General features: G+C 70.1%; 22 protein-coding genes. 13 read left to right on the forward strand and 9 right to left on the reverse strand.

The annotated features are described in order from the left end of the window. Positions 1 to 283: 283 nt before the first annotated feature. The 6 genes from AB0878_RS32135 (at position 284) to AB0878_RS32160 (ending at position 8622) form a co-directional block, all read left to right on the forward strand. Positions 284 to 2119, forward strand: a complete 1836-nt coding sequence (locus AB0878_RS32135; protein ID WP_366583963.1) for a glycoside hydrolase family 3 N-terminal domain-containing protein — start codon at positions 284 to 286, stop codon at positions 2117 to 2119. Continuing rightward, the gene (locus tag AB0878_RS32140; RefSeq protein WP_366583964.1) at positions 2116 to 3375 is read left to right on the forward strand and encodes a DUF1343 domain-containing protein; all 1260 of its coding nucleotides are present in this window, start codon (positions 2116 to 2118) and stop codon (positions 3373 to 3375) included. The genes AB0878_RS32135 and AB0878_RS32140 overlap by 4 nt, the downstream gene beginning before the upstream one ends. Before the next feature lie 11 nt (positions 3376 to 3386). Continuing rightward, complete coding sequence (locus tag AB0878_RS32145) at positions 3387 to 5162, forward strand: serine hydrolase (protein ID WP_366583965.1); 1776 nt, start codon at positions 3387 to 3389, stop codon at positions 5160 to 5162. A 211-nt stretch (positions 5163 to 5373) separates the two neighbouring features. Continuing rightward, entirely contained in the window at positions 5374 to 6375 is a 1002-nt protein-coding gene (locus tag AB0878_RS32150) for a MurR/RpiR family transcriptional regulator (protein ID WP_366583966.1), read from the forward strand. A gap of 17 nt (positions 6376 to 6392) precedes the next feature. Beyond that, the gene (gene murQ / locus AB0878_RS32155; protein WP_366583967.1) at positions 6393 to 7322 is read left to right on the forward strand and encodes an N-acetylmuramic acid 6-phosphate etherase; all 930 of its coding nucleotides are present in this window, start codon (positions 6393 to 6395) and stop codon (positions 7320 to 7322) included. Positions 7323 to 7521: 199 nt separating this feature from the next. After that, entirely contained in the window at positions 7522 to 8622 is a 1101-nt protein-coding gene (locus AB0878_RS32160; RefSeq protein WP_366583968.1) for a HoxN/HupN/NixA family nickel/cobalt transporter, read from the forward strand. Here AB0878_RS32160 and AB0878_RS32165 read toward each other — a convergent pair. From AB0878_RS32165 to AB0878_RS32185, 5 genes are all read right to left on the reverse strand, one after another. Beyond that, complete coding sequence (locus AB0878_RS32165; RefSeq protein ID WP_366583969.1) at positions 8609 to 10396, reverse strand: GAF domain-containing protein; 1788 nt, start codon at positions 10394 to 10396, stop codon at positions 8609 to 8611. The two genes, AB0878_RS32160 and AB0878_RS32165, sit on opposite strands and share 14 nt — an antisense overlap. Further along, complete coding sequence (locus AB0878_RS32170) at positions 10393 to 11709, reverse strand: MFS transporter (protein WP_366583970.1); 1317 nt, start codon at positions 11707 to 11709, stop codon at positions 10393 to 10395. Before AB0878_RS32170 ends, AB0878_RS32165 begins: the two co-directional genes overlap by 4 nt. Positions 11710 to 11741: 32 nt before the next feature. Then, positions 11742 to 12515 (reverse strand): 3-hydroxybutyrate dehydrogenase, encoded by a 774-nt coding sequence (locus AB0878_RS32175; protein WP_366583971.1) that lies wholly within the window; start codon positions 12513 to 12515, stop codon positions 11742 to 11744. Positions 12516 to 12603: 88 nt separating this feature from the next. Next, on the reverse strand, positions 12604 to 13326 hold the full coding sequence (locus tag AB0878_RS32180; protein ID WP_366583972.1) for an oxidoreductase: 723 nt from the start codon (positions 13324 to 13326) through the stop codon (positions 12604 to 12606). Further along, positions 13323 to 13829: a phosphoribosyltransferase gene (locus AB0878_RS32185; RefSeq protein WP_366583973.1), complete on the reverse strand. Its 507-nt coding sequence runs from the start codon at positions 13827 to 13829 to the stop codon at positions 13323 to 13325. Before AB0878_RS32185 ends, AB0878_RS32180 begins: the two co-directional genes overlap by 4 nt. A 113-nt stretch (positions 13830 to 13942) precedes the next feature. Here AB0878_RS32185 and AB0878_RS32190 point away from each other — a divergent pair, with 113 nt between their 5' ends. From AB0878_RS32190 to AB0878_RS32200, 3 genes are all read left to right on the forward strand, one after another. After that, entirely contained in the window at positions 13943 to 14524 is a 582-nt protein-coding gene (locus tag AB0878_RS32190) for a GNAT family protein (RefSeq protein WP_366583974.1), read from the forward strand. A gap of 94 nt (positions 14525 to 14618) precedes the next feature. After that, positions 14619 to 16598 carry an acetate--CoA ligase gene (gene acs, locus AB0878_RS32195; protein ID WP_366583975.1) on the forward strand — a complete coding sequence of 660 codons (1980 nt, stop codon included), beginning with the start codon at positions 14619 to 14621 and terminating at the stop codon, positions 16596 to 16598. A 142-nt stretch (positions 16599 to 16740) separates the two neighbouring features. Next, entirely contained in the window at positions 16741 to 17244 is a 504-nt protein-coding gene (locus tag AB0878_RS32200) for a DUF6319 family protein (RefSeq protein ID WP_366583976.1), read from the forward strand. Positions 17245 to 17289: 45 nt separating this feature from the next. Here AB0878_RS32200 and AB0878_RS32205 read toward each other — a convergent pair whose 3' ends face one another. After that, a complete protein-coding gene (locus tag AB0878_RS32205; RefSeq protein WP_366583977.1) occupies positions 17290 to 17625 on the reverse strand; it encodes a cupin domain-containing protein in 336 nt (111 codons plus the stop codon). 842 nt (positions 17626 to 18467) lie between these two features. On the opposite strand from AB0878_RS32205, the gene AB0878_RS32210 reads away from it, so the two are divergent. Next, positions 18468 to 19193 carry a VIT family protein gene (locus AB0878_RS32210; RefSeq protein WP_366583978.1) on the forward strand — a complete coding sequence of 242 codons (726 nt, stop codon included), beginning with the start codon at positions 18468 to 18470 and terminating at the stop codon, positions 19191 to 19193. Between the two features lie 3 nt (positions 19194 to 19196). Here the strand turns inward: AB0878_RS32210 and AB0878_RS32215 are convergent, their stop codons facing one another. Beyond that, on the reverse strand, positions 19197 to 20654 hold the full coding sequence (locus AB0878_RS32215; protein WP_366583979.1) for a peptide MFS transporter: 1458 nt from the start codon (positions 20652 to 20654) through the stop codon (positions 19197 to 19199). Positions 20655 to 20865: 211 nt separating this feature from the next. On the opposite strand from AB0878_RS32215, the gene nhaA reads away from it, so the two are divergent. From nhaA to AB0878_RS32230, 3 genes are all read left to right on the forward strand, one after another. Next, positions 20866 to 22113, forward strand: coding sequence for a Na+/H+ antiporter NhaA (gene nhaA / locus AB0878_RS32220; protein WP_366583980.1), 1248 nt, complete (start codon positions 20866 to 20868; stop codon positions 22111 to 22113). Between the two features lie 4 nt (positions 22114 to 22117). Next, positions 22118 to 22615 carry a phage holin family protein gene (locus AB0878_RS32225; protein ID WP_366583981.1) on the forward strand — a complete coding sequence of 166 codons (498 nt, stop codon included), beginning with the start codon at positions 22118 to 22120 and terminating at the stop codon, positions 22613 to 22615. A gap of 138 nt (positions 22616 to 22753) precedes the next feature. Further along, a complete protein-coding gene (locus AB0878_RS32230) occupies positions 22754 to 23674 on the forward strand; it encodes an alpha/beta hydrolase (protein ID WP_366583982.1) in 921 nt (306 codons plus the stop codon). A gap of 19 nt (positions 23675 to 23693) precedes the next feature. Here the strand turns inward: AB0878_RS32230 and AB0878_RS32235 are convergent, their stop codons facing one another. Both AB0878_RS32235 and AB0878_RS32240 read right to left on the reverse strand, forming a co-directional pair. Next, entirely contained in the window at positions 23694 to 23993 is a 300-nt protein-coding gene (locus AB0878_RS32235; RefSeq protein WP_366583983.1) for a hypothetical protein, read from the reverse strand. A gap of 338 nt (positions 23994 to 24331) precedes the next feature. Continuing rightward, positions 24332 to 25516: a MarP family serine protease gene (locus AB0878_RS32240; RefSeq protein ID WP_366583984.1), complete on the reverse strand. Its 1185-nt coding sequence runs from the start codon at positions 25514 to 25516 to the stop codon at positions 24332 to 24334. Positions 25517 to 25520: the final 4 nt, after the last annotated feature.

The raw sequence follows: 25520 nt of genomic DNA on the forward strand, positions 1-25520 counted from the left end.
GCGCGCCTGCTCGACGACGGCGGCGGGCAGGTCTTCGAACCGGACGCCGGCGGCGAACTCCCCGAGCCGGCCGGCGAGCGTGGTGGTCGGGTGCACCCGCCGGCTTCGGCCGACGGGCGCCGCCAGTGTTTCCAGGGTTGTCCCCACGAAAATCCCAGCACAACCCCCATGTTGCTGCGCTCGGCCGATGGACAACGCCCAATCCGGTGAGTAGCTTCCCGATACCGGCGCCGCCAGGTGGACTTCTCACCACCGGCGGCGCACGACACTGGGAGGCCCTTTCGTGACGACCCGACTCGCGCGCACGCGCCCGCGGAGGATCCATGCGCTCGCCGTCCCCCTCGCGGGGCTCCTCGCCATCACCGGAGTCGGCGCCGGAATCGGCGCGACCGCTTCAGGCAGCACACCGGACGCGAAAGCGATGACCTCCCTCGACGCCGCCGCCCAGCAGGCGCTCCACGGCCTCAGCCTCGAGGAAAAAGTCGGGCAGCTGTTCGTCACGTGGGTGAACGGCAAGTCCGCCGATGAGGTCAACCCCAAGAACCAGACGGACTTCGGCGTCGACACGCCCGCCGAGGTCGTCCGCAAGTACCACCTCGGCGGCGTCATCTACTTCAACAACGACACCCGCGACAACTTCGACACCCCGACGCAGGTCGCGAAGCTCTCCAACGGCCTGCAGCAGGCCGCGATCTCCAGCGGCGCCCACATCCCGTTGCAGATCGGCACCGACCAGGAGGGCGGCACCGTCACCCGGATGGGCGCTCCCGCCACGGAGTTCCCCAATTCCATGGCCATCGCCGCCGGCCGCAGCACCGACAGCGCGACGCAGGCCGCCACGATCATCGGCCACGAGCTGCGCGCCGTGGGCATCAACCAGGACTTCGCGCCCGACTCCGACGTGAACTCCAACCCGGCCAACCCCGTGATCGGCGTGCGCTCGTTCGCCGGCCAGCCGGGGCTCGCGAGCCAGTTCGTGACGGCCGAGGTCAAGGGCTACCAGAACTCCGGGCCGGCCTTCGAAACCGTTTCCTCCACGGCAAAACACTTCCCCGGCCACGGCGACGCCGCCACCGACAGCCACACCGGGTTGCCGCGCATCGACCGCACCGAGGACGAGTGGCGCAAGATCGACGTGCCGCCGTTCAAGGCCGCCATTGCCGCGGGCATCGACTCGATCATGAGCGCCCACATCCAGTTCCCGAGCCTCGACCCGTCGGGTGAGCCGGCCACGCTGTCGAAGCCGATCATCACCGGAAAGCTGCGCGACGAGCTGGGTTACGACGGCGTGGTGATCACCGACGCGCTGGAGATGCAGGGCGTGCGCGAGCTCCACAGCGACGCCGAAATCCCTGTGCTGGCACTGAAAGCCGGTATCGACCAGCTCCTCATGCCGGTGCACCTCGACCTCGCGATCAACTCCGTGATCTCCGCCGTGAAGTCCGGCGACCTGCCGATGCAGCGGATCGACCAGAGCGTGCTGCGGGTGCTCAAGCTGAAGCTCAAGCGCGGCATCCTCACCTCGCCGTTCGACAACCCGGCGCTCGTCGCGAAGAAGGTCGGCACGCCGGCGCACCTCGCCACCGCGCAGGGCATCGCCGACCGCTCGATCACCGCCATCGCCAACGACGCCGGCGTGCTGCCGCTCAAACAGAAGCCCGCCACCGCGCTCGTCACCGGCTGGGGCGTGGCCAGCACGCAGACGCTCGCCGACCGCCTCACCGCCCACGGCACCAAGGCGACCGCGTTGCAGACCGGGCAGACCCCGTCCGACGATCTCATCGCGCAGGCCGCCGCGGCCGCCGCGAAGACCGACCTCGTCGTGGTCCTCACGAACAACCTCGGCGGATTTCCCTTGCAGAACAAGCTTTTGCAGGCGCTGATGGACACCGGCAAGCCCGTGGTCGCCGTCGCCGCGCAGATCCCGTACGACGCCGGGTACGCCAACCCCGTGCCCACGTGGCTCGCCACCTACGGTTACATCACGCCGTCCCTCGAGGCGCTGGCGAAGGTCGTGCTAGGCGAGACGAAGCCGAGCGGCAAGCTTCCCGTCGACGTCCCCGCGGGCGCCGACGTGAACACCGTCAAGTACCCCTTCGGACACGGACTGAGCTGGTGAACCTCAACCGCAGGAAGTTCCTCGCCGTCCCCGCCCTCGCCGTACCGGTGCTCGCGGGCGGTTCGGCCGTCGCGCAAGCCACGCCAAGCCAAGCGAAACGACGAGTGCTCACCGGCGCCGAACAACTCGCCGCCCAGCACTGGCGTCCGCTCGCCGGACGCAAGCTCGGCGTGCTGTCCAACCCGACGGGCGTGCTCGCGAGCGGCGACCACATCGTCGACGACATGGTCGCCGCCGGCGTCAAGCCGGTGGCCGCCTTCGGCCCCGAACACGGGTTCCGCGGCAGCGCCCAGGCCGGTGGTTCCGAAGGCGACTACACAGACCCACGCACCGGCATCCCCGTGTACGACGCGTACGGCGCCGACGCGGCGAAGCTCGCGACGCTGTTCACCAAGGCCGGTCTCGACACCGTCGTGTTCGACATCGCCGACGTCGGCGCCCGCTTCTACACCTACATCTGGTCGCTCTACACGGCGATGGTCGCGGCGGCGAAGGTCGGCGCGGCCTTCGTGGTGCTCGACCGCCCCAACCCGATCGGCGGCCGCCTCGCCGGCCCGGTGCTCGACCCGAAGTTCGCCTCCGGCGTCGGCCGCAAGCCGATCGCGCAGCAGCACGGGATGACCGTCGGCGAGCTGGCGCGGCTGTTCAACTCCGAGTTCCTGCCCGGCGAAGGCGTGCAGCCCGTCGAACTGCAGGTGATCGAGGTCCGTGGCTGGCGGCGGGACATGCTCTTCGTCGAAACCGGTCTCGACTGGGTCATGCCGAGCCCGAACATGCCGACGCCCGACACCGCGATCGTCTACCCCGGCACCTGCTTGTTCGAAGGCACGCTCTTCGCGGAGGGCCGCGGTACGACGCGGCCGTTCGAGATCATCGGCGCGCCGGGTGTCGACTGGCACTGGCGCGACAAGCTCGAAGCGCTCGACCTGCCGGGCGCGCGCTTCCGCGAGACGTACTTCGTGCCCACGTTCAGCAAGTTCGTGAACGAGACCTGCGGCGGCGTGCAGCTCACCGTGACCGATCCGCAGGCGTTCGACGCGATCACCACCGCCGTCTCGATGCTCGTCACGGCAAAGCAGGTCGCGCCGCAAACGTTCGGCTGGCGGCCCGACCACGCCATCGACTTGCTGTCCGGTTCCGACCGGCAGCGCACCATGATCGACGCCGGCGCCGGGGTCGACGAGGTCACCGGCGCCTGGCGCGCCGAGCTCGCGGCCTTCGACCGTAAACGCCGCCCCTACCTGATCTATCGCTGAGGAGAGCGGTCATGCGTGCTAGGAAGGTGCTCGCCGCGACGAGCACGGCGATGGCCGTGCTGCTCGCCGTCACGTCGATCGCAGGAGCCGCCGCCATCGCCACCACGACGCAGCACGACCCGCACGCCGGGCGATTCGACGTGGTGCGGCACGGCTTCGCGGCTCCGTCGACGACGCTGCGCGAAGGCAAGCCGTCCGACGTCGGGCTCGACGCCGGCCCCATCAAGTCCGCCGAGCAGTTCCTGGCGAGCTGGACCCAGCCCGACGCATCGGGCCACCCGCACTTCTCCGGTGCCGTCGGCCTGCTCGCCCACGACGGCGTGGTCGTCGACCGCTACGCCGTCGGCGGCGCGCTGAGGTACGCCGACGCCGCGGGCACCGAGCTGCCGAAAGACCAGCAGGTGCCGATGCGCGACGACACGATCTTCGACATGGCGTCGGTCTCGAAGCTGTTCACCTCGATCGCCGCGCTGCAGCTGGTGGAGCAGGGCAAACTCGACGTCAACGCGCCGGTGGTGCGCTACCTGCCCGAGTTCGGCGTGAACGGCAAGGAAGCCGTGACGATCGAGCAGCTGCTCACGCACACGTCGGGCTTCGACGCCGACCCCGTGCCGTCGCTGTGGCAGGGCTACCCGGACATCCCGTCGCGCCGCAAGGCCGTGCTCGACAGCCCGCTGAAGAACGCGCCGGGCACGACCTACCTCTACTCCGACCTCAACATGCTCACCCTCGGCTTCGTCATCGAGAAGCTCACCGGGCAGGCGCTGGACAAGGTGGTGCACGACCGCATCACCGCGCCGCTGGGCATGGTCGACACCGGGTACAACCCGCCCGCGTCGAAACTGGACCGCGTCGCGGCCACGGAGTTCGAGACGAACCCGCCGCGCGGGCTCGTGCGCGGCCAGGTGCACGACGAGAACGCCTGGTCGCTCGGCGGCGTCGCCGGGCACGCCGGCGTGTTCTCCACCGCGAGCGACCTGGCGATCCTCTGCCAGACGATCCTCAACGGCGGCACCTACCGGGGCAAGCGCATCCTGCGTCCCGACACCGTCGAGACGATGCTGACCAACTACAACGAGCGCTTCCCCGACGACGCCCACGGCCTCGGGTTCGAGCTCGACCAGCCCTGGTACATGGGTGCGCTTTCCTCACCGGTGACGGCGGGCCACACCGGATTCACCGGCACGACGCTGGTCATCGACCCGGAATCGCGATCGTTCGCGTTGTTGCTGACCAACCGAGTGCACCCCAGCCGCAACTGGGGTTCCATCAACACGGCCCGCCAGGTCTGGGCCACTTCGCTCGCCCAAGCCATGGCTGTGAAGCCCGCGGAGGGCCACGACGCGTGGTTCGCCGGCCTCGGCGACAAGTCGACGGCTACGCTGAGTACGCAGCCCTTGACACCGCGATCCGGCGGCCCGTTGCAGGTCTCCTTCTACGCCTTCGTGGATACGGAAGGTCCGACTGATCCACTTCAGCTGGAATCGTCCTCGGACGGCGTCAATTGGCAACCAGTCGCGGTTCATGCGAACGGACCAGGCGCACCCCCCGGACAGGTGACGTCGCTCTCAGGCCACGGACACCGTGCCTGGTGGCGCGTGACGGCAGAAGTACCGGCCTCGAGCGTTACGACCCTGCGCTGGCGTTACAACACAGACGCGAGTTACACCGGACGCGGAGTTTCTGTCGACGGTGTGAAAGTCACCGAACGCGGCCGGGCAGTTCTCGATGGTGAGCGGAATCCGTCGGCACTCACCGCTACCGGGTGGTTTTTGAGCGCTCGGTGACCGGCCTGTCGCACAACGCCGAACTGGCCCTCCCACTCAGCGATCCGAAGCCTTTTGCGGGGCGACACTAAGTTGCCAAGTCGTTAGCTTGACCTCGTTAACAAGGTCGACCTGGTTAGCGACTTTCTGGTCAACGATTAATCGCAAAACGAAGTCCGCAGACACGGACGGGTTGCGATCCTGCCGAAGGATGTGGGTAGCCTTGTCGCAAATGCCAACGGTTAGTAACTTTCCGACGGTGGACGATGCCGATTCCGTAACCATCCCGGCACCGTCCGAGCAAACCCCAGCTCAGACCACTGTGCGTGACGCCGATGCGAGCCCGCTGGTCCGCATCCGCTCGCTGCTGCCCGGGCTCGCCCGCGCCGAGCAGCGGGTGGCGAAGGTCGTGCTCGAAGACCCCGCGTCGGTCGCGCGCCGGAGCATCACCGAGGTCGCCCTCGCCGCCAGCACCAGCGAGACCACGGTCACGCGGTTCTGCAAGGCCGTCGGCGTCGGCGGGTACCCGCAGCTGCGCATCGCGCTGGCCGCGGACACCGCGCGCACCGAAGCCAGAACCACGCGCAACCTCGGTGGCGAGATCAGCCCGGAGGACGACCTCGCGGCCGTGATCGGCAAGGTCAGCTTCGCCGACGCGCGCGCCGTCGAGGAGACGGCCGACCAGCTCGACGTCGCGACGATGCAGCGCGTGATCGACCTCTTGGCCGACGCCGGCCGCGTGGACGTCTACGGCGTGGGCGCGAGCGCGTTCGTGGCCGCCGACCTGCAGCAGAAGCTGCACCGCATCGGCCGCGTGAGCTTCTCGTGGTCCGACACGCACATCATGCTCACCTCGGCCGCGGTGCTCAGCCCCGGCGACGTCGCCATCGGCGTCTCCCACACGGGCGCGACCACCGACACCGTGGAGGCGCTGCGCGTCGCCCGCGAGCACGGCGCGGTCACCGTCGCCGTCACGAACTTCCCGCGTTCGCCGATCACGGAGGTCGCCGACCACGTGCTCACCACGGCCGCACGGGAAACCACCTTCCGTTCCGGAGCCACGGCGAGCCGCATCGCGCAGCTCACCGTGATCGACTGCCTGTTCATCGGGGTCGCACAGCGGCACATGGACGCCTCCGTCAACGCGCTGGACGCGACGAGGGACGCGGTCGGCTCGCACCGGCTCGGGGTCAGGCCCGACGGTCGCCGCCGTCCGCGGGAAACCGGTAAGTGAACTCAGAAACGAGGCGCATGATGACCGTCCCCACCCAGGCGGTGCACGTCGATTCGCCGACCGAGCAGCGAAACCCCCGCACGGTGGACATCGACCTGATGTCCACCATGGGGATCCTCAGCGCCATCAACGCCGAGGACCGCCGGGTGCCGGACGCGGTGGCCGCGGTGCTGCCGCAGCTGGCGCGCGCGGTCGACTACGCCGTGGAAGCGCTGCGGGGCGGCGGCCGCGTGCACTACGTCGGGGCGGGCACGTCGGGCCGCCTGGCGACGCTGGACGCGGCCGAGCTGGTGCCGACGTTCAACGTGCCGCCGGACCTGTTCGTCGCGCACCACGCGGGCGGTGAGAAGGCCCTGCGGCAGGCGGTCGAGAACGCCGAGGACGACGACGAGGCCGGCGCGGCCGAGCTCGCTGCTGTGGTGCAGCCGGGCGACTTCGTGCTCGGCCTCGCCGCCTCCGGGCGCACGCCGTTCGTGCTCGGCGCGCTCGAGGCGTCGAGCCGGCTCGGCGCGCACACGGGGCTGGTCTCGGCCAACCCGCGGGCGGCGAAGCCGGACGGCGTCGACGTGCTCATCGCCGTGGCCACCGGCCCGGAGGTGATCGCCGGCTCGACCCGCATGAAGGCGGGCACGGCTCAGAAGCTGATCCTCACGGCGTTCTCCACGGCCACGATGATCAAGCTGGGGAAGACCTACTCGAACCTGATGGTCAGCATGCGGGCCACGAACGCGAAGCTGCGCGGCCGCACGATCCGCATCCTGCAGGAAGCCACAGGCCTGACCATGGCCGACTGCTCCGACGCCCTCACCGAGGCCGGCGGCGACCTCAAGACGGCCCTCGTGCACCTGCTGTCGGGCTCCGACGTCGAACACGCCGCGGCGGCGCTGACGGCCAGCGGTGGCCACGTGCGGAAGGCACTCGACTCGCTCCACCTGCGCGCAGGCTGAATACAGAGGCAAGGAGCCCCACCAAAACGGTGGGGCTCTTCGTCGTGCCCGGCGGCAAACCCGGCCACGACCGCGAGATCGCGCCGGCTCGAGGCGATCTCGCGCGCGGCGGCGGAGCCGACGCAGACACTATTGCGGTTCATCTGTTCACCTGCCTAACCTCTCAGGTGTTGTCTGCGAGCGAAGGGGCAGGTTCTCGATGACCGGGGTGAAGGAACCGACCCGCGCGAGGCAGCCGTTGTCGAGGCGGGAGTGGGGGTCGCTCTCCGGGATGGCGGCGGTGATCCTGCTGCTGAACCTCGTGGGCTGGGGTGTGCTGGTGCTGTTCATCGCGCCGCACCACTACGACCTGGGCGCGTCGGGTGTGTTCGGGATCGGGCTGGGGGTCACGGCGTTCACGCTGGGCATGCGCCACGCGTTCGACGCCGACCACATCGCGGCGATCGACAACACCACGCGCAAGCTGATGTCCGAGGGCCGGCGGCCGCTGTCGGTCGGGTTCTGGTTCTCGCTGGGGCACTCGACGATCGTGTTCGGCCTGTGTTTGCTGCTGTCGTTCGGCGTTCGCGCGATCGCCGGCCAGCTCGAAGACGACGGGTCGGCGCTGCACGAGACAACCGGGCTCATCGGAACGTCCGTCTCGGGCGTATTCCTCTACCTCATCGCGATCATCAACCTCGTCGCGCTCGTCGGGATCATCCGGGTCTTCGCGCAGATGCGCCGTGGCGAGCTGGACGAAGCCGCACTGGAACGTCAGCTCGACAAGCGCGGCTTCATGAACCGTCTGCTGCGCGGCGCGACGAAGGCCGTGCGCAAGCCGTGGCACATCTACCCCGTGGGTGTCCTCTTCGGACTCGGCTTCGACACCGCCACGGAGATCGGCCTGCTGGTGCTCGCGGCCGGCGCGGCGGCGTTCGCGCTGCCCTGGTACGCGATTCTCGTGCTGCCCGTGCTCTTCGCCGCGGGCATGAGCCTGTTCGACGCCGCCGACGGCGTGTTCATGAACTTCGCCTACGGCTGGGCGTTTTCGCGGCCCATCCGCAAGATCTACTACAACATCACCGTCACGGCGCTGTCCGTGGCCGTCGCTCTGGTCATCGGCACGATCGAGCTGGTGTCGATCCTCGCCGAGAAGCTCGACATCACCCACGGCCCGCTCGCCGCGATCGCCGACGTGGACCTCGACTACGTCGGGTTCGCGATCGTCGGGCTGTTCATCGTCACGTGGCTGGTCGCGCTCGCGGTGTGGCGGTTCGGGCGCATCGAGGAGAAGTGGTCGGCGCGCCTCACCGATCACTGAGCCGGTCGACGCGCAGCGCGAGCTGGATCTCCAGCGCGCGTTCCGGCTCGCGCCAGTCGTCGCCCAGCAGCGCGGAGACGCGGTCGAGCCGCTGCACCACGGTGTTCACGTGGACGTGCAGCTCGTCCTTGGCGCGCGCGAGGTTTCCGCCGGCCGCGAAGTACGCACGCAGCGTGCCGACGAGGTCGGTGCCGCGGCGGGCGTCGTAATCGAGGACCGGGCCGAGCGTGGCCGTGACGTAGGCGGGCAGGTCGGCGTGGCGGCCCAGCAGCACGCCGAGGAAGCCCAGCTCGGCCATCGCCGCGCCGTCGCCTTCGCGGCCCAGTGCGAGCAGCGTGCTCACGCAGCGGACCGCCTCGGCATAGGCCGACGCGAGCGCGGCGGGACCCTTCGCGGGGCCGGCGGCACCGACCGTCACCGGACAGTCCACAACGGACTGGAGCTCCCGCGCCACCTTCGCCGCCCCGACGCCGTCGGGCGCGAGGGCGACCACCTGCTCCGCGTGCACACCGACCAGGTCGCCGTACCGCGCGCACGCCGACGCGAGGCCACGCCGGGAGATCCCCGGCGCGTGTGCGACGAGCACCACGTGTGGCGCCGACAAGTCGACACCGAGCCGGCGCGCGCGAGCCGTCAACGAGGCCGGGTTGCGCGCGGGCGCCGTCAGCAGGTCCGTGAGCAGCTCGCCGCGCACCTCGTCCTCGGCCTGCGCCACGGACCGGCGCAGCATCAGCAGCAACGCCGTCACCACGGCCGCGCGCTCGAACAACCGCCGGTCCGCGCCGGCCAGCTCAGGCCGGCCCGCCAGCGTGAGACTGCCCAGCAGCTCCTGGCCGGCCCGCACCGCGCACACCCAAGTGTCCGATGTGGACTCGGCACGCCCGCTGCCGCGCGAAGAAGTCACCGCCGGCGCGTCGAACGACAGCGCGGAGCCTGCCAGCAAGTCGCCGGAAGCGTCGTGGACGGCGATCTCGCCCCGCAGCACGCCGGCCACCTCCGCGGCGACTTCCGGCAGGTCACCGCCGCGGAGCACGAGGTCCATCAGGCGATCGTGGGCTTCGTCGGCGCGGCGCATGGTCGCGTTCACGGCGTTGAGCTCGGCGGCCGAGCGGCGCGTCTCGTCGAGCAGGTGCGCGTTGTCCAGGGCGATCGCCGCGTGGTTGGCCAGCGACGACAGGAGCGCGACCTCCGCCGTCGAGAACTCCCGCGGCGCGCGGTCCGACGCGTAGAGCACGCCGAGCACCTTGCCGCCGATGGCCAGCGGCACGCCGAGGATCGCCGTGAGGCCCTCCTCCAGCACGCCGGTGTCGATCGGCGAGGTGTGGCGGAAGCGGGCGTCGGCGAAGTAGTCCGCCGTCGCGTACGGCCGCGCGGTCTGGGCCACGAGCCCGCCCAGCCCCTCGCCCATCCCGAGCACGATCTGCTGGAACAACGCGGAAACCGAGCCGTCCGTGACGCGGATGTAGGTCTTGCCCGCGGCCTCGTCGTTGAGGCTCAGGTACGACACGTCGACGCCGAGCAGGGTCCGCGCCCGCCGCACGATCGAGCGCAGCACCGCGTCCGGGTCCCGCAGCCGCGCGAGGTCGCTCGCGGTGTCGAACAACGCCGTGAGCTCGGCTTCGCGCCGCTGGTGCTCGGTGAGGGTCTCGCGGACGCGCAGCGCCAGCTCGGTCGCATCAGCGCCGGACTCGCGCGCGGCGTGCGCCAGCTGCTCGCTGCTCGCCCCGGCGGCGAGCAGCTCGAGCAACCGGCGGTAGGGATCCACACAGGTCATGCTGTCACTGAGCGCCGTTCGGCGGGAGCCTCCTCCAGCGACTCGCCGCGCGTCTCGCGCGCCCCGAGCAGGGCCAGCACCGACAGCACGCACATCGCGGCGACGTAGACCGAAACCGGCACCGTCGAGTGGTACGCCTGGAACAGCGCCACGGCGATGATCGGCGCGATCGCGCCCGCCGCGATGGACGACAGCTGCCCACCCACCGAAAGACCGGTGTAGCGCACGCGCGTCGGGAACTGCTCGGCGAAGAACGCGGCCTGGGGCCCGTACATCGCGCCGTGCACGACGAGCCCGATGGTCGCCGCGCCGATCACCGCGCCCGTTGTGCGCAGGTCCATCAGCCAGAAGAACCCGAACGCCCACGCGGCCATCCCGACCACGCCGAAGAAGTACACCGGCTTGCGCCCGATCTTGTCGGAAAGCAAGCCCCACAAGGGAATCGTCACGAAGTGCACGGCCGACGCGACCAGCACGGCCGTGAGCCCGGTCGCCTTCGGCAGACCGAGGCCGGTCGTCACGTAGACGAGGATGAACGCCGTGATCACGTAGTACGACACGTTCTCCGCCAGCCGCGCCCCGAACGTCACGACGAGCCCGCGCAGGTGCCCGCGGAACACGTCGACGATCGGCGTGGCTTCCTCCTCCCCCGCCGCGGCCTTCGCGGCCAGGAACACCGGCGACTCCGCGACCGCCAGCCGCACCCACAGCCCGATCGCCACGAGCACGCCGGACAGCAGGAACGGGATCCGCCAGCCCCACGCGTTGAACGCCGCGTCGGACTGCACCGCCGCGAGGATCGCCAGCACGGCCGTGGCCAGCAGGTTCCCGGCCGGCACGCCGGTCTGCGGCCACGATGCCCAGAAGCCGCGCCGCCGGTCGTCGCCGTGCTCGGACACGAGCAGCACCGCGCCGCCCCACTCGCCGCCGAGCGCGAAACCCTGCACGAGCCGCAGCAGCGTCAGCAGGATCGGGGCGAGGACGCCGACCGCGCCGTACGTGGGCAGCACGCCCATCAGGAACGTCGAGCCGCCCATCATCACCAGGCTCACCACGAGCAGGCGCTTGCGCCCGATGCGGTCGCCGAAGTGGCCGAACACCAGCCCGCCGATGGGCCGGGCGAGGAACCCGACCGCGTAGGTCAGCAGCGCGAGCAGGGTGCCGGTGAGCGGGTCGGCGTTCGGGAAGAACAGCTTGTTGAACACGAGCGCAGCGGCCGAGGTGTAGAGGAAGAAGTCGTACCACTCCACGGTGGTGCCGATCAGGCTCGCGCCGACCACGCGCAGCAGGCCGGCCCGGGTTGGTGTTGTCACTGCAGACTCCACTTCGTTGTGGGGACGGGGTTTCAGGCGGCCGACCAGCCGCCGTCGAGGGGCAGCGACGCGCCCGTGACGTGCCCGGCGTGCTCGCCGCACAGCCACACCACGAGGTCGGCGACGTCCGCCGGTTCGATGAGCCGTTTGATGGCCGCGCGCCGCAGCAGCACCTGCTCCACGACCTCGTCGGCGTCGAGGCCGTGCTCGGCGGCCTGCGCGTCGATCTGGCCGGTGACGAGCGGCGTGCGGACGTAGCCGGGATTGACGCAGTTGGACGTCACGCCGTGCTCGGCACCTTCGAGAGCGGCCACTTTGGACAGTCCCTCGAGCGCGTGTTTCGCCGTGACGTACGCGGCTTTGAACGGGCTGGCGCGCAGGCCGTGGACGCTGGAGACGTTGACGATCCGGCCCCAGCCACGCGCGTACATCGCCGGCAGCGACCGGCGGATCAGCAGGAACGGCGCCGTCACCATCAGCGCCTGGATCCGCGCGAACTGCTCGGGCGGGAACTCGGGCAGCGCGGCCACGTGCTGGAACCCGGCGTTGTTCACGAGCACGTCCAGCTCGTCCGGCAACGCGTCGATCACCGCGGGATCGGTGAGGTCACCGACGTGCGCCCAGCCGCCGATCTCCGCCGCGGCGGCTTCGGCACCGCGCGCGTCGAGGTCGGCGACGTGCACCTTCGCGCCGGCAGCGGCCAACGCCCGGGCACAGGCGAGCCCGATTCCGCTGGCGCCGCCGGTCACCAGGGCAACGCGGCCATCGAGCGTGCCGGGCGAGCTGTGACGTACCCCACTGGTCATGGGCTACGAGGTTAGGTCTCGCCCACCTCGCCGACCATGTGTCCGGCCACCACAGCGCGGCAAGATCCAGTGTGGCCGGACCACACCCCTATCCGGCGGCAGACGAAATGCTGCGCGCCTCCCGCGCGCCCGATTCGAACGCCTCACAGCAGAACAGCAGCCACTCCCGGACCCCGTCGACGGATCCGGCGGCGAAGCCCGCAGCCAGCTCGACGTACTTCGGCACGCGCCGGAAGAACGCCACCTCCGGCACGGTCAGGGCTTTCGGGTCCAGGCCCGTCGCGATCATCGACAGGCGCGCCGCCGCGCGGGCGACGACACCGTCGGCCGAGCCGAACGGGCGCAGGGCCAGGAGCTCGCCGTGCACGACGGCCGTGAGGACCGGCCCGGGCACGGACGTCGCCCCCGTGACGAGCTGGGCCAGCAGCTCCAGGCGTTCGCCACCGGCGAGGGGCCGGCCGAGTGCGTCGGGATCCTCGACGATGTCGGCCGCGGCCAGGACGTGGAGGCGGGCCAGCGCCTGCAACGGCGCGCGCCGCCAGGTGGGCAGGAGCGGTTCCAGCGACTCGGCCACGCGCAGGGCGCCGGCGAGCAGCGGGTCGGCGACCGCGCCGTCGGCAGGCAGTTCGGGGTTCGCGCCGTCGATGCCGGCGGACGCCCGGGCCGCGCGCACCGAGGCCTCGGCGGCCGTCTCCGCGCCGCCGCGCAGGTTGGCGGGCAGGCGGTGCACGGCGAACACCGCGTCCTGCGCCGCCTTGGCCGCGGCGGCGACGCCGTCGAGCTCCAGCAGCGGCTTGAGCGGGTCGCTCATGCGTCGAGCACCTGCCCGGCGCGCTTGACGACCGGCGGCAGGACCGACCACGGGAAGTTGATCCAGCGATCGGTGCGGCGCCACACGTACTCGCTGGTCACCGTGGAATGCGGCTTCTCGTAGATCACGGCGCAGCGCACGTCGGCCACGTGGTCGGCGCAGAAGTCGCGCACGAGCTTGAGGGTGGCGCCGGTGTCGGCCACGTCGTCGGCGACGAGCACCTTCTTGTTGCTCAGGTCCACGACGTTGGGCACCGGCGGCAGCATCACCGGCAGGTCGAGGCGCTGGTCGACGCCGGTGTAGAACTCCACGTTCATCACGTGCAGGTTCTTCACGTCCAGCGCGTAGCCCAGCGCGCCGGCGACGAAGAGCCCGCCGCGGGCGATGGAGAGGATGAGGTCGGGCGCGAAGCCGTCGCCGGCGACCTGCTCGGCGAGCTCCCTGCTGGCGGTGCCGAACAACTCCCAGGTGAGCTCTTCCCGCGCCGCGCCGTCTTCAGCCATGCCCATGCCTCTCCTCGGTGTTCCAGCGAGCATAAGCAACCGGGAAGTGGACTGGAGAAATGATCGGGAACTGGCTATCGGGCACGACCACTTGGCGTCGTAGCTTGGGGTTCGTGAGCGACTGGAACGATCACCCGACCCTGTCCGGCACCCACGTGCGCCTCGAGCCCCTCGGCCCGGACCACGTGAAGGGCCTCTTCGAGGCCGGGCAGGATCCCGCGATCTGGGCCTGGTTGAGCGTCCGGCGGTTCGAGACGCCGGCCGACGCCGAGCGTTTCGTCGAGGCCGCCACGGCCGATCCCGATCGCCGCGCGTGGGCGCAGATCGACGTCGCCACGGGGCTGGTCGCCGGCACCACGTCGTACTACCAGATTGCGGCGAAGCACCGGATCCTCTCGATCGGGCACACCTGGATCAGCCCACGCTGGCAGCGCACCGGGCTCAACACCGAGGCCAAGTTCCTGTTGCTGCGCAACGCGTTCGAGGTGCTCGGAGCCCAGCGCGTGGCGTGGGAGACCGACAGCCGCAACCTGCGTTCACAACGCGCCATCGAGCGGCTCGGCGCGCTGCGCGAGGGCGTTCTGCGGGCCCACCGGATCCGTCCGGACGGCAGCTCGCGCGACACGGTGGTGTACTCGATGACGGAAGCTGAATGGCCCGGCGCACGCGCCCGGCTGCTGGCCCGCCTCACCTGAGGGCGCGCCCACACGGCTGCATCCTTGTCCTGGGCGGACTAACGTCGCTAGCGTGCCGTGAGCCGCGGGTTCGCACTACAGGAGGCCTTGCACCATGACCGAGCAGTCCCCAGCGCTGGACAACCTGCTCACCGAGAGCCGCACCTTCCCACCGAGCGACGAGTTCGCCGCTCAGGCCAACGCCAAGGCCGACACGTACGAGAAGGCGGACGCGGACCGGGAGCAGTTCTGGGCCGAGCAGGCCGAGCGCCTGAGCTGGGACACGAAGTGGACCCAGGTACTGGACTGGACCAATGCGCCGTTCGCGAAGTGGTTCGTCGGCGGCAAGCTGAACGTCGCCTACAACTGCGTCGACCGGCACGTCGAGTCCGGCCACGGCGACCAGGTCGCCATCCACTGGGTCGGCGAGCCCGGCGACACCCGTGACATCACCTACGCGCAGCTGAAGGACGAGGTCTCCAAGGCCGCCAACGCGCTGACCTCGCTCGGCGTGACCGCCGGCGACGTCGTGGCGATCCAGCTGCAGATGGTGCCCGAAGCGATCTTCGCCATGCTCGCGTGCGCCCGCATCGGCGCGCTGCACAGCGTGGTCTTCGGCGGCTTCTCGCCGCACGCGCTGCGCGCCCGCGTAGACGACGCGGCGGCGAAGATCGTGATCACCTCCGACGGCCAGTACCGCCGCGGCAAGGCCGCCGCGATGAAGGCCAATGTGGACGAGGCGCTCGAGGGCGCCGAGACCGTGGAGAAGGTCATCGTGGTCCGCCGCACCGGCAGCGACCTCGCGGCCGAGGTGCCGTGGACCGACGGGCGCGACCTGTGGTGGCACGAGCTCGTCGACGGTCAGCCGGCCGAGCACACGCCCGAGGCGTTCGACAGCGAGCACCCGCTGTTCATCCTCTACACCTCCGGCACCACCGGGAAGCCGAAGGGCATCCTGCACACCTCCGGCGGCTACCTCACGCAGGCCGCGTACACGCACCACAACGTGTTCGACCACAAGCCGGGCGAGGACGTGTACTGGTGCACGGCCGACATCGGCTGGATCACCGGCCACAGCTACATCGTCTACGGGCCGCTGGCCAACCGCGTCACGCAGGTCGTGTACGAAGGCACGCCGAACACCCCGCACGAGGGCCGGCACTGGGAGATCGTGCAGAAGTACAAGGTCTCCATCTACTACACCGCGCCGACGCTGATCCGCACGTTCATGAAGTGGGGCGCGGAGATCCCGGCGAAGTACGACCTCACGTCGCTGCGCGTACTCGGCAGCGTCGGCGAGCCGATCAACCCCGAGGCGTGGATCTGGTACCGCGAGACCATCGGCGCGAGCAAGGCGCCGATCGTCGACACCTGGTGGCAGACCGAGACCGGCGGGATCATGATCTCGCCGCTGCCGGGCGTCACGTCGACCAAGCCGGGTTCGGCGCAGCGCGCGCTGCCGGGCATCTCGGCGAAGGTCGTGGACGACCAGGGCAACGAGGTTCCGCACGGTGGCGGCGGCTACCTCGTGCTCGACAAGCCGTGGCCGGGCATGCTGCGCGGCGTGTGGGGTGACGAGGAGCGCTTCCGCGAGACGTACTGGTCGCGCTTCGCCGACCAGGGCTTCTACTTCGCCGGCGACGGCGCCAAGTACGACGCCGACGGTGACATCTGGCTGCTCGGCCGCGTCGACGACGTGATGAACGTGTCGGGCCACCGCATCTCGACCACCGAGGTCGAGTCGGCGCTGGTCTCGCACCCGACGGTGGCCGAGGCGGCCGTGGTCGGCGCGTCCGACCCGACGACCGGGCAGGGCATCGTGGCGTTCGTGATCCTGCGGGGCAACGCGGTCGACGGTGGTGACGAGGCCGTGCAGGAGCTGCGCAACCACGTCGCGAAGGAGATCGGCCCGATCGCGAAGCCGCGCCAGATCATGGTCGTGCCGGAGCTGCCGAAGACGCGCTCGGGCAAGATCATGCGCCGCCTGCTGCGCGACGTCGCGGAGAACCGGGCGATCGGTGACGTCACGACGCTCGCCGACTCGTCGGTGATGGACCTGATCTCCTCCGGTCTGCAGTCGGGCAAGGAAGAGTAGAGTCCGCAGCTGCGCAGGAAGGGGCTCTCCCGGCCAAGGGAGGGCCCCTTCCTGCGTGACTACCCCGAATGGCGGACATCGAACGCATGTTCTAAGATGTGCCGCTGTACCCACCCCAGATCCGGGCAAGGAGACGACACGAATGACCGTGGAAGCCTTGACGCACGACGAGGACACCGCGGCCGAAGCGGCGACGACTGAGGCAACCACCGCCTCGGCCCAGGCCGCCGACGCCCCGGAGGTCACCGAGCCCACCGAGACCACTGCCTCACCTGCGTCGCCTTCCGGTTCGGACGCGGCCGCCCCGGCCGCCGAAGAGGCGCCGAAGCCGAAGCGCGGCCGCCCGAAGGCCGCGGCGGCGTCCACCGCGAAGAAGACCCGCACGGTGGAACTCATCCTCACCGTCACCGGCACGGCCGACGGCGAGTGGCAGGCCGAGCTGAAGAACGGCAGCAAGTGGGTCGCGAAGGGCCTCGAGATCCCGGCCGCCGCCGTCTCGCGCGCGGCGAAGGAGCTGCACGCCGACCTGTCGGGCCCGATCGACGAGGTCATCAACCAGGCCCGCGAGGCGCAGGCCGCGAAGGTCGCGCAGCTCGAGGCCGAGCTGGAAGCCGCCAAGGCGGCCCTGGCGGAGCTCGACGCCTGAGCCTTTTCCCGAGGAAGCCCGGCATCCCAGGGGTGCCGGGCTTTTTCACGCCAGCGGCGGGTTTTCCGGCAGCGGCGCTTTGAACTCGAGCCAGCGACTGTCCACAATGGCCGTCACCTGGTGCTCGACTCCGCGGGGGTGGACGGCGGTGTCGCCAGGGCCGAGTTCGGCGGTGGTCCCCTCGACCACACCGGTCAGCCGTCCTTCCAGCACGTAGATGACGCTGTCGTGGTCGTGGCTGTGCACCGGCGACCCGACACCGGCGGCGTAGCGGATCTCGTACACCAGCCCGTGCGTCGCGCGCTCTCGCTCGCGGACGAAGGCGGTGCCGCCGGTGAGCCGTTGTCCTTCCACAGTGGACACTTCGAGCCACTCGTTCATTCCGCCGCCTTCCAAGGCCATGTCACACCGACAAAGCTGACCACAGCCGCCACCGCGAGGCACGCCGCCACGGCGAGCCAGGTGCCGTTCGACACCGACACCCCCCGCCGGCGCCCGGCCGATCCGGCCGGCGCCACACGGTCGGGCCGCGCACAGCCCCGGGCGGCAAACATCGAAGTTGTCCACACCCAGACCGAGTTGTGGACAACTGAGCCCCTACCAGCGCATTCAACGGATTCTGTCGGGGGCGGCCGGTAGAATGGACTTGGGGACGCCCCCCTCGGGAGGGCGGGGGCTGTGTGCCGGCCGGTCGAGGTCGTGTGCGCGCTGGGGCTGCGAGGTGTGGTCGTCCGGGCCGGAGGCGTCGGTGACCGCGATCGCTGGGTGGATGGTGTCGCAACGGCAGCAGTCGCACTGAACTCGGCCACCCCGCGAGGTACGGCGAAACAGCGACAGTGTCCGCGGCCGCGAAGGCCGGCCACAGGACAACTGCGAACGTGACCGGCCGACGGATTGCGATTCGGGCCGAACCCGCCGAACCATCGCCGAAGAAGTGCGGCTCCGGGGACAGGCCGGCCGCGAACACGCGGCGCGACGATCGGCGGCCGACGGACGCGGCCGTGGTGAAGTCTGTACTCATTGAGTAGATATACCTCATGTATGCACAGCCGGGCGCAAGGCCGCGGGAGGTGCACGGCGTCACCTGGACCAAGAACACGGAGCAGCTGCCGACGCCGATCGGTTGACAGTCAAAGGCTAGGCACAATTAAATAAGGAAACCCTTCCTTAATGTCGCCGACAAGACAGAGGCGCTCACCCCAATTCCGTGTTTCACTATTCCCGTGACCGAAACAGTGGACGCGACTGATTCCCACTCCCACGAGCCCCACGAGGACGTCGGCGGCAAGCTGAACTGGCTGCGCGCCGGGGTTCTCGGGGCCAACGACGGGATCGTGTCCGTCGCGGGCATCGTGGTGGGCGTCGCGGGCGCGACCACGAACAGCACCGCGATCCTCACCGCCGGAATTGCCGGACTGGTGGCCGGCGCGTTTTCGATGGCCGGCGGGGAATACGTGAGCGTGAGCACGCAGCGCGACACCGAACGCGCGTTGCTGCAGCTCGAGAAGCAAGAGCTGAAAACGATGCCCGAGGCCGAGGAACGCGAGCTGGCCGAGATCTACGAGGGCAAGGGCCTCTCCCAAGAGCTCGCCGCGCAGGTCGCGCGCGAGCTGACCCGCAAGGACGCGTTCCACGCCCACGCGGAGGCCGAGCTGGGCATCGACCCGGACAACCTCACCAACCCCTGGCAGGCGGCCTGGGCTTCGCTGATCGCGTTTTCCGTCGGCGCGCTGCTGCCGCTGCTGGCCATCGCCTGGACGGCCGTCTCGGTGCGCGTGTGGGCGTGCGCGCTGGCCGTGGTCGTGGGCCTCACCCTCACCGGCTTCGTGAGCGCCCGCCTGGGCAACGCGCAGGTGGGGCGCGCGATCGCGCGCAACGTGGGCGTCGGCGCCCTCACCATGCTCGTCACCTATTTCGTGGGAGTGCTGTTCGGCACCACCATCGCCTAAGGGCTAGTGCACGCCCTTCATCAGCCGCCGGATGAACGGGATCAGGGCCAGCAGGATGAGGCCGATCGCGATGGCCACGCCGCCGATGATGCTGAAGTACGGCGTCTCGTCGTGCACGTCGTAGGACTCGGCGAGCTTGCCCGACATCGCGGTGCCCAGCGAGACCGACAGGAAGTTCAGCGCCACCATCTGCGTGCGGAACGCCTTCGGCGCGAGCTTCGTCGACAGCGACAGCCCGACCGGCGACAGCATCAGCTCCGCGATCGTGAACACCAGCAGGATGCCGGCCAAGGCGATCAGCGGGCTGCCGTTCACGCCGGTGCCGGTCATCGGCAGGAACAGCAGGAACGCCAGGCCCATGAGCACCGTGCCGAGCACGAACTTCATCGGCGTCGACGGCTGCCTCGGCCCGAGCTTCGTCCAGATCGCGGCGACGATCGGCGCGAAGATGATGATGAACACCGGGTTGATCGAGTTGACCCACGACACCGGCATGTCCCAGCCGAACAGGCTCCGGTCCAGGCGCTGGTCGCTGTAGACCGAGACGACCGTGGACTGCTGCTGGTACAGCGAGAAGAACGCGGCGCTCGCGATGTACATCGGGATGAACGAGAACACGCGGCTGCGCTCGTCGGACGTGATCTTCTTGCTCGTCAGGATGACCACGAAGTACACCACCGAGATCGCGACGACCACGTACACGACCACGTCGGCCAGGTTCGACGGCCCGACCACCCCGGACATGATCAGCGCAGCCACCGCCACCACGATCACCACGGCGACACCGATCGCCATCCAGCGCTGCGAAGGCAGCAGCGGGTTCGGGATCTCCGACGCCTTCGCGCCCAGGTTCTTGCGGCCGAGCGTGTACTGGATCAGGCCGAGCGCCATGCCGATCGCGGCGAGGCCGAAGCCCAGGTGGAAGCCGACCTCCGACTGCGCCAGCCCGGTGAGCAGCGGGCCGATGAAGCCGCCCAGGTTGATGCCCATGTAGAAGATCGTGAAGCCGGCGTCGCGGCGCTCGTCACCCTCGGCGTAGAGCGTGCCGACCACGGCAGTGGCGTTGGCCTTGAGGCCGCCGGAGCCGATCGCGACGCACGCGAGGCCCACGCCGATACCGGTCAGGCCCGGCAGCAGCGCCAGCGCGATGTGGCCGATCATCACCAGCACGGCGCTGTAGAACAGCGTGCGCTCGGAGCCGAGCAGGCGGTCGGCCACCCACGCGCCGATCACGGTGGCGAGGTAGACCGTGCCGCCGTACGCGCCGACCACGCCGAGCGCGTCGCCCTGGTCGATGCCGAGTCCGCCCTGGTCGGCCTTGTAGTACAGGTAGATGGCGAGGATGCCGAGCATCCCGTAGTAGGAGAACCGCTCCCACATCTCCACGCCGAAGAGGTTCGCCAGCCCTCGTGGGTGCCCGAAGAACCTCGTGTCGTGCTGGGCCTCGGTAGAGGTACTCACAACTGTCTCGTCCTTGTCCTAGACAACGTTGTCGTTTCCGATTCGCATGCTAGAAGGCAAATGGGTGAAACGAACACCGGAGTGGGTGTGGGAAGCGTCATCGAGGGCCCTCACGAGCGCTTCGCGTTCATTAAGATGAGATCAAAGGTGCGCCGGGAAGCCTGGTCGGCAAGAGTCTGTGTTCGTTGCCGACCCCTGGAGGGTTCTGCCCGTGACCGCTTCCCGCCCGGCCCGCGCCGCCGCCGAGTTCGCCCGCTACCTGCGTACGGAGACGACCGGCGGGATCATCCTGCTGGGCGCCACGGCCGTCGCGCTGATCTGGGCCAACTCGCCGGCAGGTGACGTCTACCGGGCCGTGCGCGACTTCCACATCGGCCCCGAGTTCCTGCACCTGAACCTGTCGATCGGCGACTGGGCGAAAGACGGGCTGCTCGCGTTGTTCTTCTTCGTCGCCGGGCTGGAGCTCAAGCGCGAGCTCGTGGTGGGTGAGCTGTCGCGGTTCAAGCAGGCGGTGCTGCCGGTGATCGCGGCCGTCGGCGGGATGGTCGTACCGGCGCTGGTCGCGCTGGCGGTCGCCTGGGGTACGCCGGGGATCGACCGCGCGTGGGCGATCCCGGTGGCCACGGACATCGCGTTCGCGCTCGGCGTGCTCGCGCTGACGGCGTCGAACCTGCCGAGCAGCGCGCGGGTCTTCCTGCTTTCGCTCGCGGTGGTCGACGACCTCGGCGCGATCCTCGTGATCGCGATCGTCTTCACCACCGGGTTCGACCTCGTGGCCGCGGCCGTCGCCGTGGTGGCGCTGGCGCTGTACTGGTTCCTGCAGCACAAACGCGTGCGCACAGCCTGGTTGTACGTGCCACTCGCGGTGGTCACCTGGGTCGCGGTGCACACGACGGGCATCCACGCGACCATCGCCGGCGTCGCGCTCGGGCTGGCCACGCGCGTGAAGCCCGACGAAGGCGAGGACGAGGCGCCGGCGCTGCGGCTGGAGCACCGGCTGCAGCCGTGGTCGGCGGCGGTCGCGGTGCCGGTGTTCGCACTGTTCGCCGCGGGGATCTCGGTGAGCGGGCACGCGTTGAGCCAGGTCTTCACCACCGCGTTGCCGCTGGCTGTCCTGTTGGGACTGGTCGTGGGCAAGTTCGTCGGCATCCTCGGCGCGAGCGTGCTGGCGGTTAAGCTGGGCGTCGCGGAAAAACCCACCGGCACGGGCTGGCGTGATCTCTCGGCGCTGGCGCTGCTCGGCGGTGTCGGCTTCACGGTGAGCCTGCTGATCTCCGACCTCGCGCTCGACGGCGCGGCGAGCGACCTCGCGAAAGCGGCGGTGCTGATCGCCTCGGCCATCGCCTCGCTGGCGTCCGCCGCGCTGCTGTTGCGGCGCAGCCGGGCGCACGCTCGCGGATCCGATCCCGACACTCCCGACGGTCCGCCGCGCCCAGGGAACGGGTACGTGGCACGATGACCCGGTGACCAGCCCCAAACACGAACGCACCGGCCCCGACGGCGTGGGGGCCGTGCCCTACCTGCCCCTGTCGAGCGACGAGGAGGCCGCGGCGGCGGAACAGTCCATCGGCAAACTCGTCGGCGACGCCACCCAGCACCTGTCGACGCTGGTCAGGGCCGAGGTCGAGCTGGCGAAGTCGGAGCTGGTCGGCGAGATGAAGAAGGGGCTCAAGGGAGCCGTTTACTTCCTCATCGCGCTCGCCGTGGGGCTCTACAGCTCGTACTTCCTGTTCCTGTTCATCGCGGAGATCCTGTCGGACTGGTGGGGCGTCCGCTGGCCGGCGTTCCTCACCGTGTTCGGCCTGATGCTGCTGACCACCGCCGTCACGGCGTTCCTCGGCTGGCGCAAGGTGAAGAAGCTGAAGGCGCCGGAGCGCACGATCGACAGCGTCAAGGAGACGGCCGCGGCCCTCAAGCCGCGTCGCGCCGCCGAAGACGACCTGCCCGCGACGCGTCCCTGACGCGGGACCGCGCCCAGGCTGAGTTACCAATCCGGCCGAAAGCACGCCGGCCCGTAACCGTTGCTACGAAGTCATTCGGCCGTGGCTGTGGTTGGATTGGTAACGATCGGCACAGTACCGGCTGAAGCGGAGCCCGCAGTGCAGCTCACGCCCGACCCGTCGATCGTCCGGATCGACGGTCCGTGGACGCACCGCGACGTCTCGGCCAACGGCATCCGCCTGCACGTCGCCGAGCTCGGCGACGGACCACTGGTCCTGCTGCTGCACGGCTTCGGCGAGTTCTGGTGGACGTGGCACCACCAGCTGCGCGGCCTCGCGGACGCCGGTTTCCGCGCCGTCGCCGTCGACCTGCGCGGCTATGGCGACTCCGACAAACCCCCGCGCGGCTACGACGCGTGGACGCTCGCCGGCGACGTCGGCGGCCTGGTCAAGGCCCTCGGCGCCCGCCGCGCGCACCTCGTCGGCCACGCCTGGGGCGGCATGCTCGCCTGGACGGTCGCCTCCCTGCACCCCCGGCTCGTGTCCTCCGTGACGGCCGTCGGCGCCGCGCACCCGCTCGCACTGAAGTCCGCCGTGCTGCGTTCGCCCCGCCGCCAAGCCCGCGCGGTCGGGCACCTGTTCCGCTTCCAGGTGCCGATGGCGCCGGAGAAGTGGCTGGTACGCGACGGCGCTGCGAACGTGGAGTCGTTGTTCCACAGCTGGTCCGGCCCGGTCTGGCGGTCCTCTTCGGACTTCACCGGCACCGTCGACCACTTCCGCCAGGCGATGCTGATCCCGGGCGTCGCGCACTCCGCGCTGGAGTACTACCGCTGGGCCTTCCGCGCCCAGTTCCGCGGCGAGGGCCGCCGCTTCACCGACGCCGTGGGCAAACGCGTCACCGCCCCCGTCCTGCAACTGCACGGCGCCGTCGACACCTGCATCGTCCCGGAAACCGCGCGCGCTTCCGTGCACTGGGCCGGACCCCACGGCGAGCCTCGCGTCTGGCCCGGCGTCGGGCACTTCCCGCACCTGGAGGAGCCGGACCGCGTCACGAAGTCCGTTGTGGACTTCGTGAGCTGAGCGGATTTCGTGAGCTGGCTCAGTTCGCCGGGAACAGGTCAACCACGCGGCGCTGCGCCGACCTGAGCTCTTCGAGATCGTAGGACGCTCGGCGTTCGCTGGTGTTTCGAGCGGGCCAGTCGAAGATCACGGTGACCGCGGATCCGGCGGGCAACGGCCACTCGTCTACGAGCTGCGAACTGCGCCATTTCCCGCGCGCCCCGCTACTGCCGCCGCCGATCGGGGTCGCCACCGGGAACCGCGCCGACAGGCCACGATCGCGCCGTCGCGGATACCCCGGCGGCCGCACAGTGGCGGCGAGGCGGCCGTCGTGGAACACGACACCAAGCCTCGGTCATCGTGGTCCGAAAACCGGTCCGGAAAGAACCGGAACTCCTCCGACGCACCCGCGGTGAAGGCGGTGATCTCAAGGGGCAGGTGCTCCCGCCACACCTGCTCCGAGCGCAGGACCACCAGGCGCGCCTCGGACTCGTCGAGCACGCGTTCCCAGGGAAGGCTCGCCGCCGGCACCGAGGACCGGGGCGCCATCGCGCGCGTCCGGTCGACCACCGGCTGCGGCAGCTCCAGCGGCTCGGAAGTCAAGTCGTCGATGATGCCCGTTCCCACCTCGTGTCAGGTGTCAACTGCCCACGGTTTGTTCAGACTTCGTGAGCTGGCTCAGCTCGCGCAGGCGCCCGTGCTCACGTTCGTCGTCTGGGACGGCGCCGCGGCGACCTCGGCGCGGACCTGTTCCGCGGTCAGGGTGAAGCCGGTGTCCGGGTCTTCCACCGCCGCGCCGAAGACGACGCCGATGACGTCGCCGTCGGGGGTGATCATGGGGCCGCCGGAGTTGCCGCTGCGGATGCCGGCGCGGATGGTGAAGACGTCGCGCTGCACGGTGTTGGCGTCGTAGATGTCCGGGCCGCGCAGGTTGATGCGGCCGCGCACGCGGGCGGCGGTGGAGGTGTACGGGCCGTCGAGCGGGTAGCCGAGCACGATGGCGTTGTCGCCGGCGCGCGCGGTTTCCTGGGCGAACGGCAGCGCGGGCGCGGACAGGCCCGGCACCGCCAGCACGGCGATGTCGACCTCGGGGTTGAAGTACACGACGCGCGCCCGGTAGTCGCCGCGCGTGGACTCGATGCCGACCTCGTCGGTGCCCGCGACCACGTGCGCGTTGGTCATCACGCGCTGCGGCGCGATCACGAAACCACTGCCCTCCAGCGATTTCGAGCACGACGGCGCGTTGCCGCGGATCTTCACCACGCTCGGGTGCACCCGCCGCGCGACCGCGGTGATGTTCATCGACGTGTCCGGCGGCGCGGCGTCGGCGGCCGGCGCCTTCTCGAACGGCGAGAGCGCCGACGGGAAGCCCGAGGCGTCGAGCAGCTTGCGCAGGTCGCTCGGCAGGCCCTGGGCCTCGGCCGGCATCAGGTCGTTGACCTCGCCCAGCACCACCGACGAGTTGATCGACTTCGCGAGCCCCGGGATGGCCGACACGGTGGTGAGCGGGTTCGCCACCAGCCAGGCCACCACGAAAACCGCTGCGGCCTGGACGATCGCGCCCAGCGTCTTGTCCACTCCGGACAGCTTGTCCGGGTTGATCTTCTGGCGCAGCTTGCGCCCGATCCACACCCCGAGCGTCTCGCCGAGCACCACGAGGAACACGACCACGGCGAGCGCGAAGGCCACCTTCGCGACGGGACTGTCGAACAGCTCGATCACGAACGGCGCCAGCTTCACGCCGAGCACCGCCCCGATGGCGACGCCGATCAGCGCGGGCAGCGCGACGATCACGCCCTGGAACGCCCCCGAGACAGCCGCCAGCACCGCCAGCACCAGCACGAGGACATCGACCCAGTTCACGCCG

The sequence above is a fragment of the Amycolatopsis sp. NPDC047767 genome (assembly GCF_040704195.1).
Taxonomy (GTDB): domain Bacteria; phylum Actinomycetota; class Actinomycetes; order Mycobacteriales; family Pseudonocardiaceae; genus Amycolatopsis.

What these genes read in the sequence shown, in the direction of transcription:
- AB0878_RS32165 (WP_366583969.1), bottom strand. Translation starts at nt 10,396, where the DNA reads ATGACCTGTGTGGATCCCTACCGCCGGTTGCTCGAGCTGCTCGCCGCC.
- acs (WP_366583975.1), top strand. Translation starts at nt 14,619, where the DNA reads ATGACCGAGCAGTCCCCAGCGCTGGACAACCTGCTCACCGAGAGCCGC.
- AB0878_RS32160 (WP_366583968.1), top strand. Translation starts at nt 7,522, where the DNA reads ATGACCGGGGTGAAGGAACCGACCCGCGCGAGGCAGCCGTTGTCGAGG.
- AB0878_RS32145 (WP_366583965.1), top strand. Translation starts at nt 3,387, where the DNA reads ATGCGTGCTAGGAAGGTGCTCGCCGCGACGAGCACGGCGATGGCCGTG.
- AB0878_RS32175 (WP_366583971.1), bottom strand. Translation starts at nt 12,515, where the DNA reads ATGACCAGTGGGGTACGTCACAGCTCGCCCGGCACGCTCGATGGCCGC.
- AB0878_RS32185 (WP_366583973.1), bottom strand. Translation starts at nt 13,829, where the DNA reads ATGGCTGAAGACGGCGCGGCGCGGGAAGAGCTCACCTGGGAGTTGTTC.
- AB0878_RS32180 (WP_366583972.1), bottom strand. Translation starts at nt 13,326, where the DNA reads ATGAGCGACCCGCTCAAGCCGCTGCTGGAGCTCGACGGCGTCGCCGCC.
- AB0878_RS32150 (WP_366583966.1), top strand. Translation starts at nt 5,374, where the DNA reads ATGCCAACGGTTAGTAACTTTCCGACGGTGGACGATGCCGATTCCGTA.
- AB0878_RS32205 (WP_366583977.1), bottom strand. Translation starts at nt 17,625, where the DNA reads ATGAACGAGTGGCTCGAAGTGTCCACTGTGGAAGGACAACGGCTCACC.
- murQ (WP_366583967.1), top strand. Translation starts at nt 6,393, where the DNA reads ATGATGACCGTCCCCACCCAGGCGGTGCACGTCGATTCGCCGACCGAG.
- AB0878_RS32200 (WP_366583976.1), top strand. Translation starts at nt 16,741, where the DNA reads ATGACCGTGGAAGCCTTGACGCACGACGAGGACACCGCGGCCGAAGCG.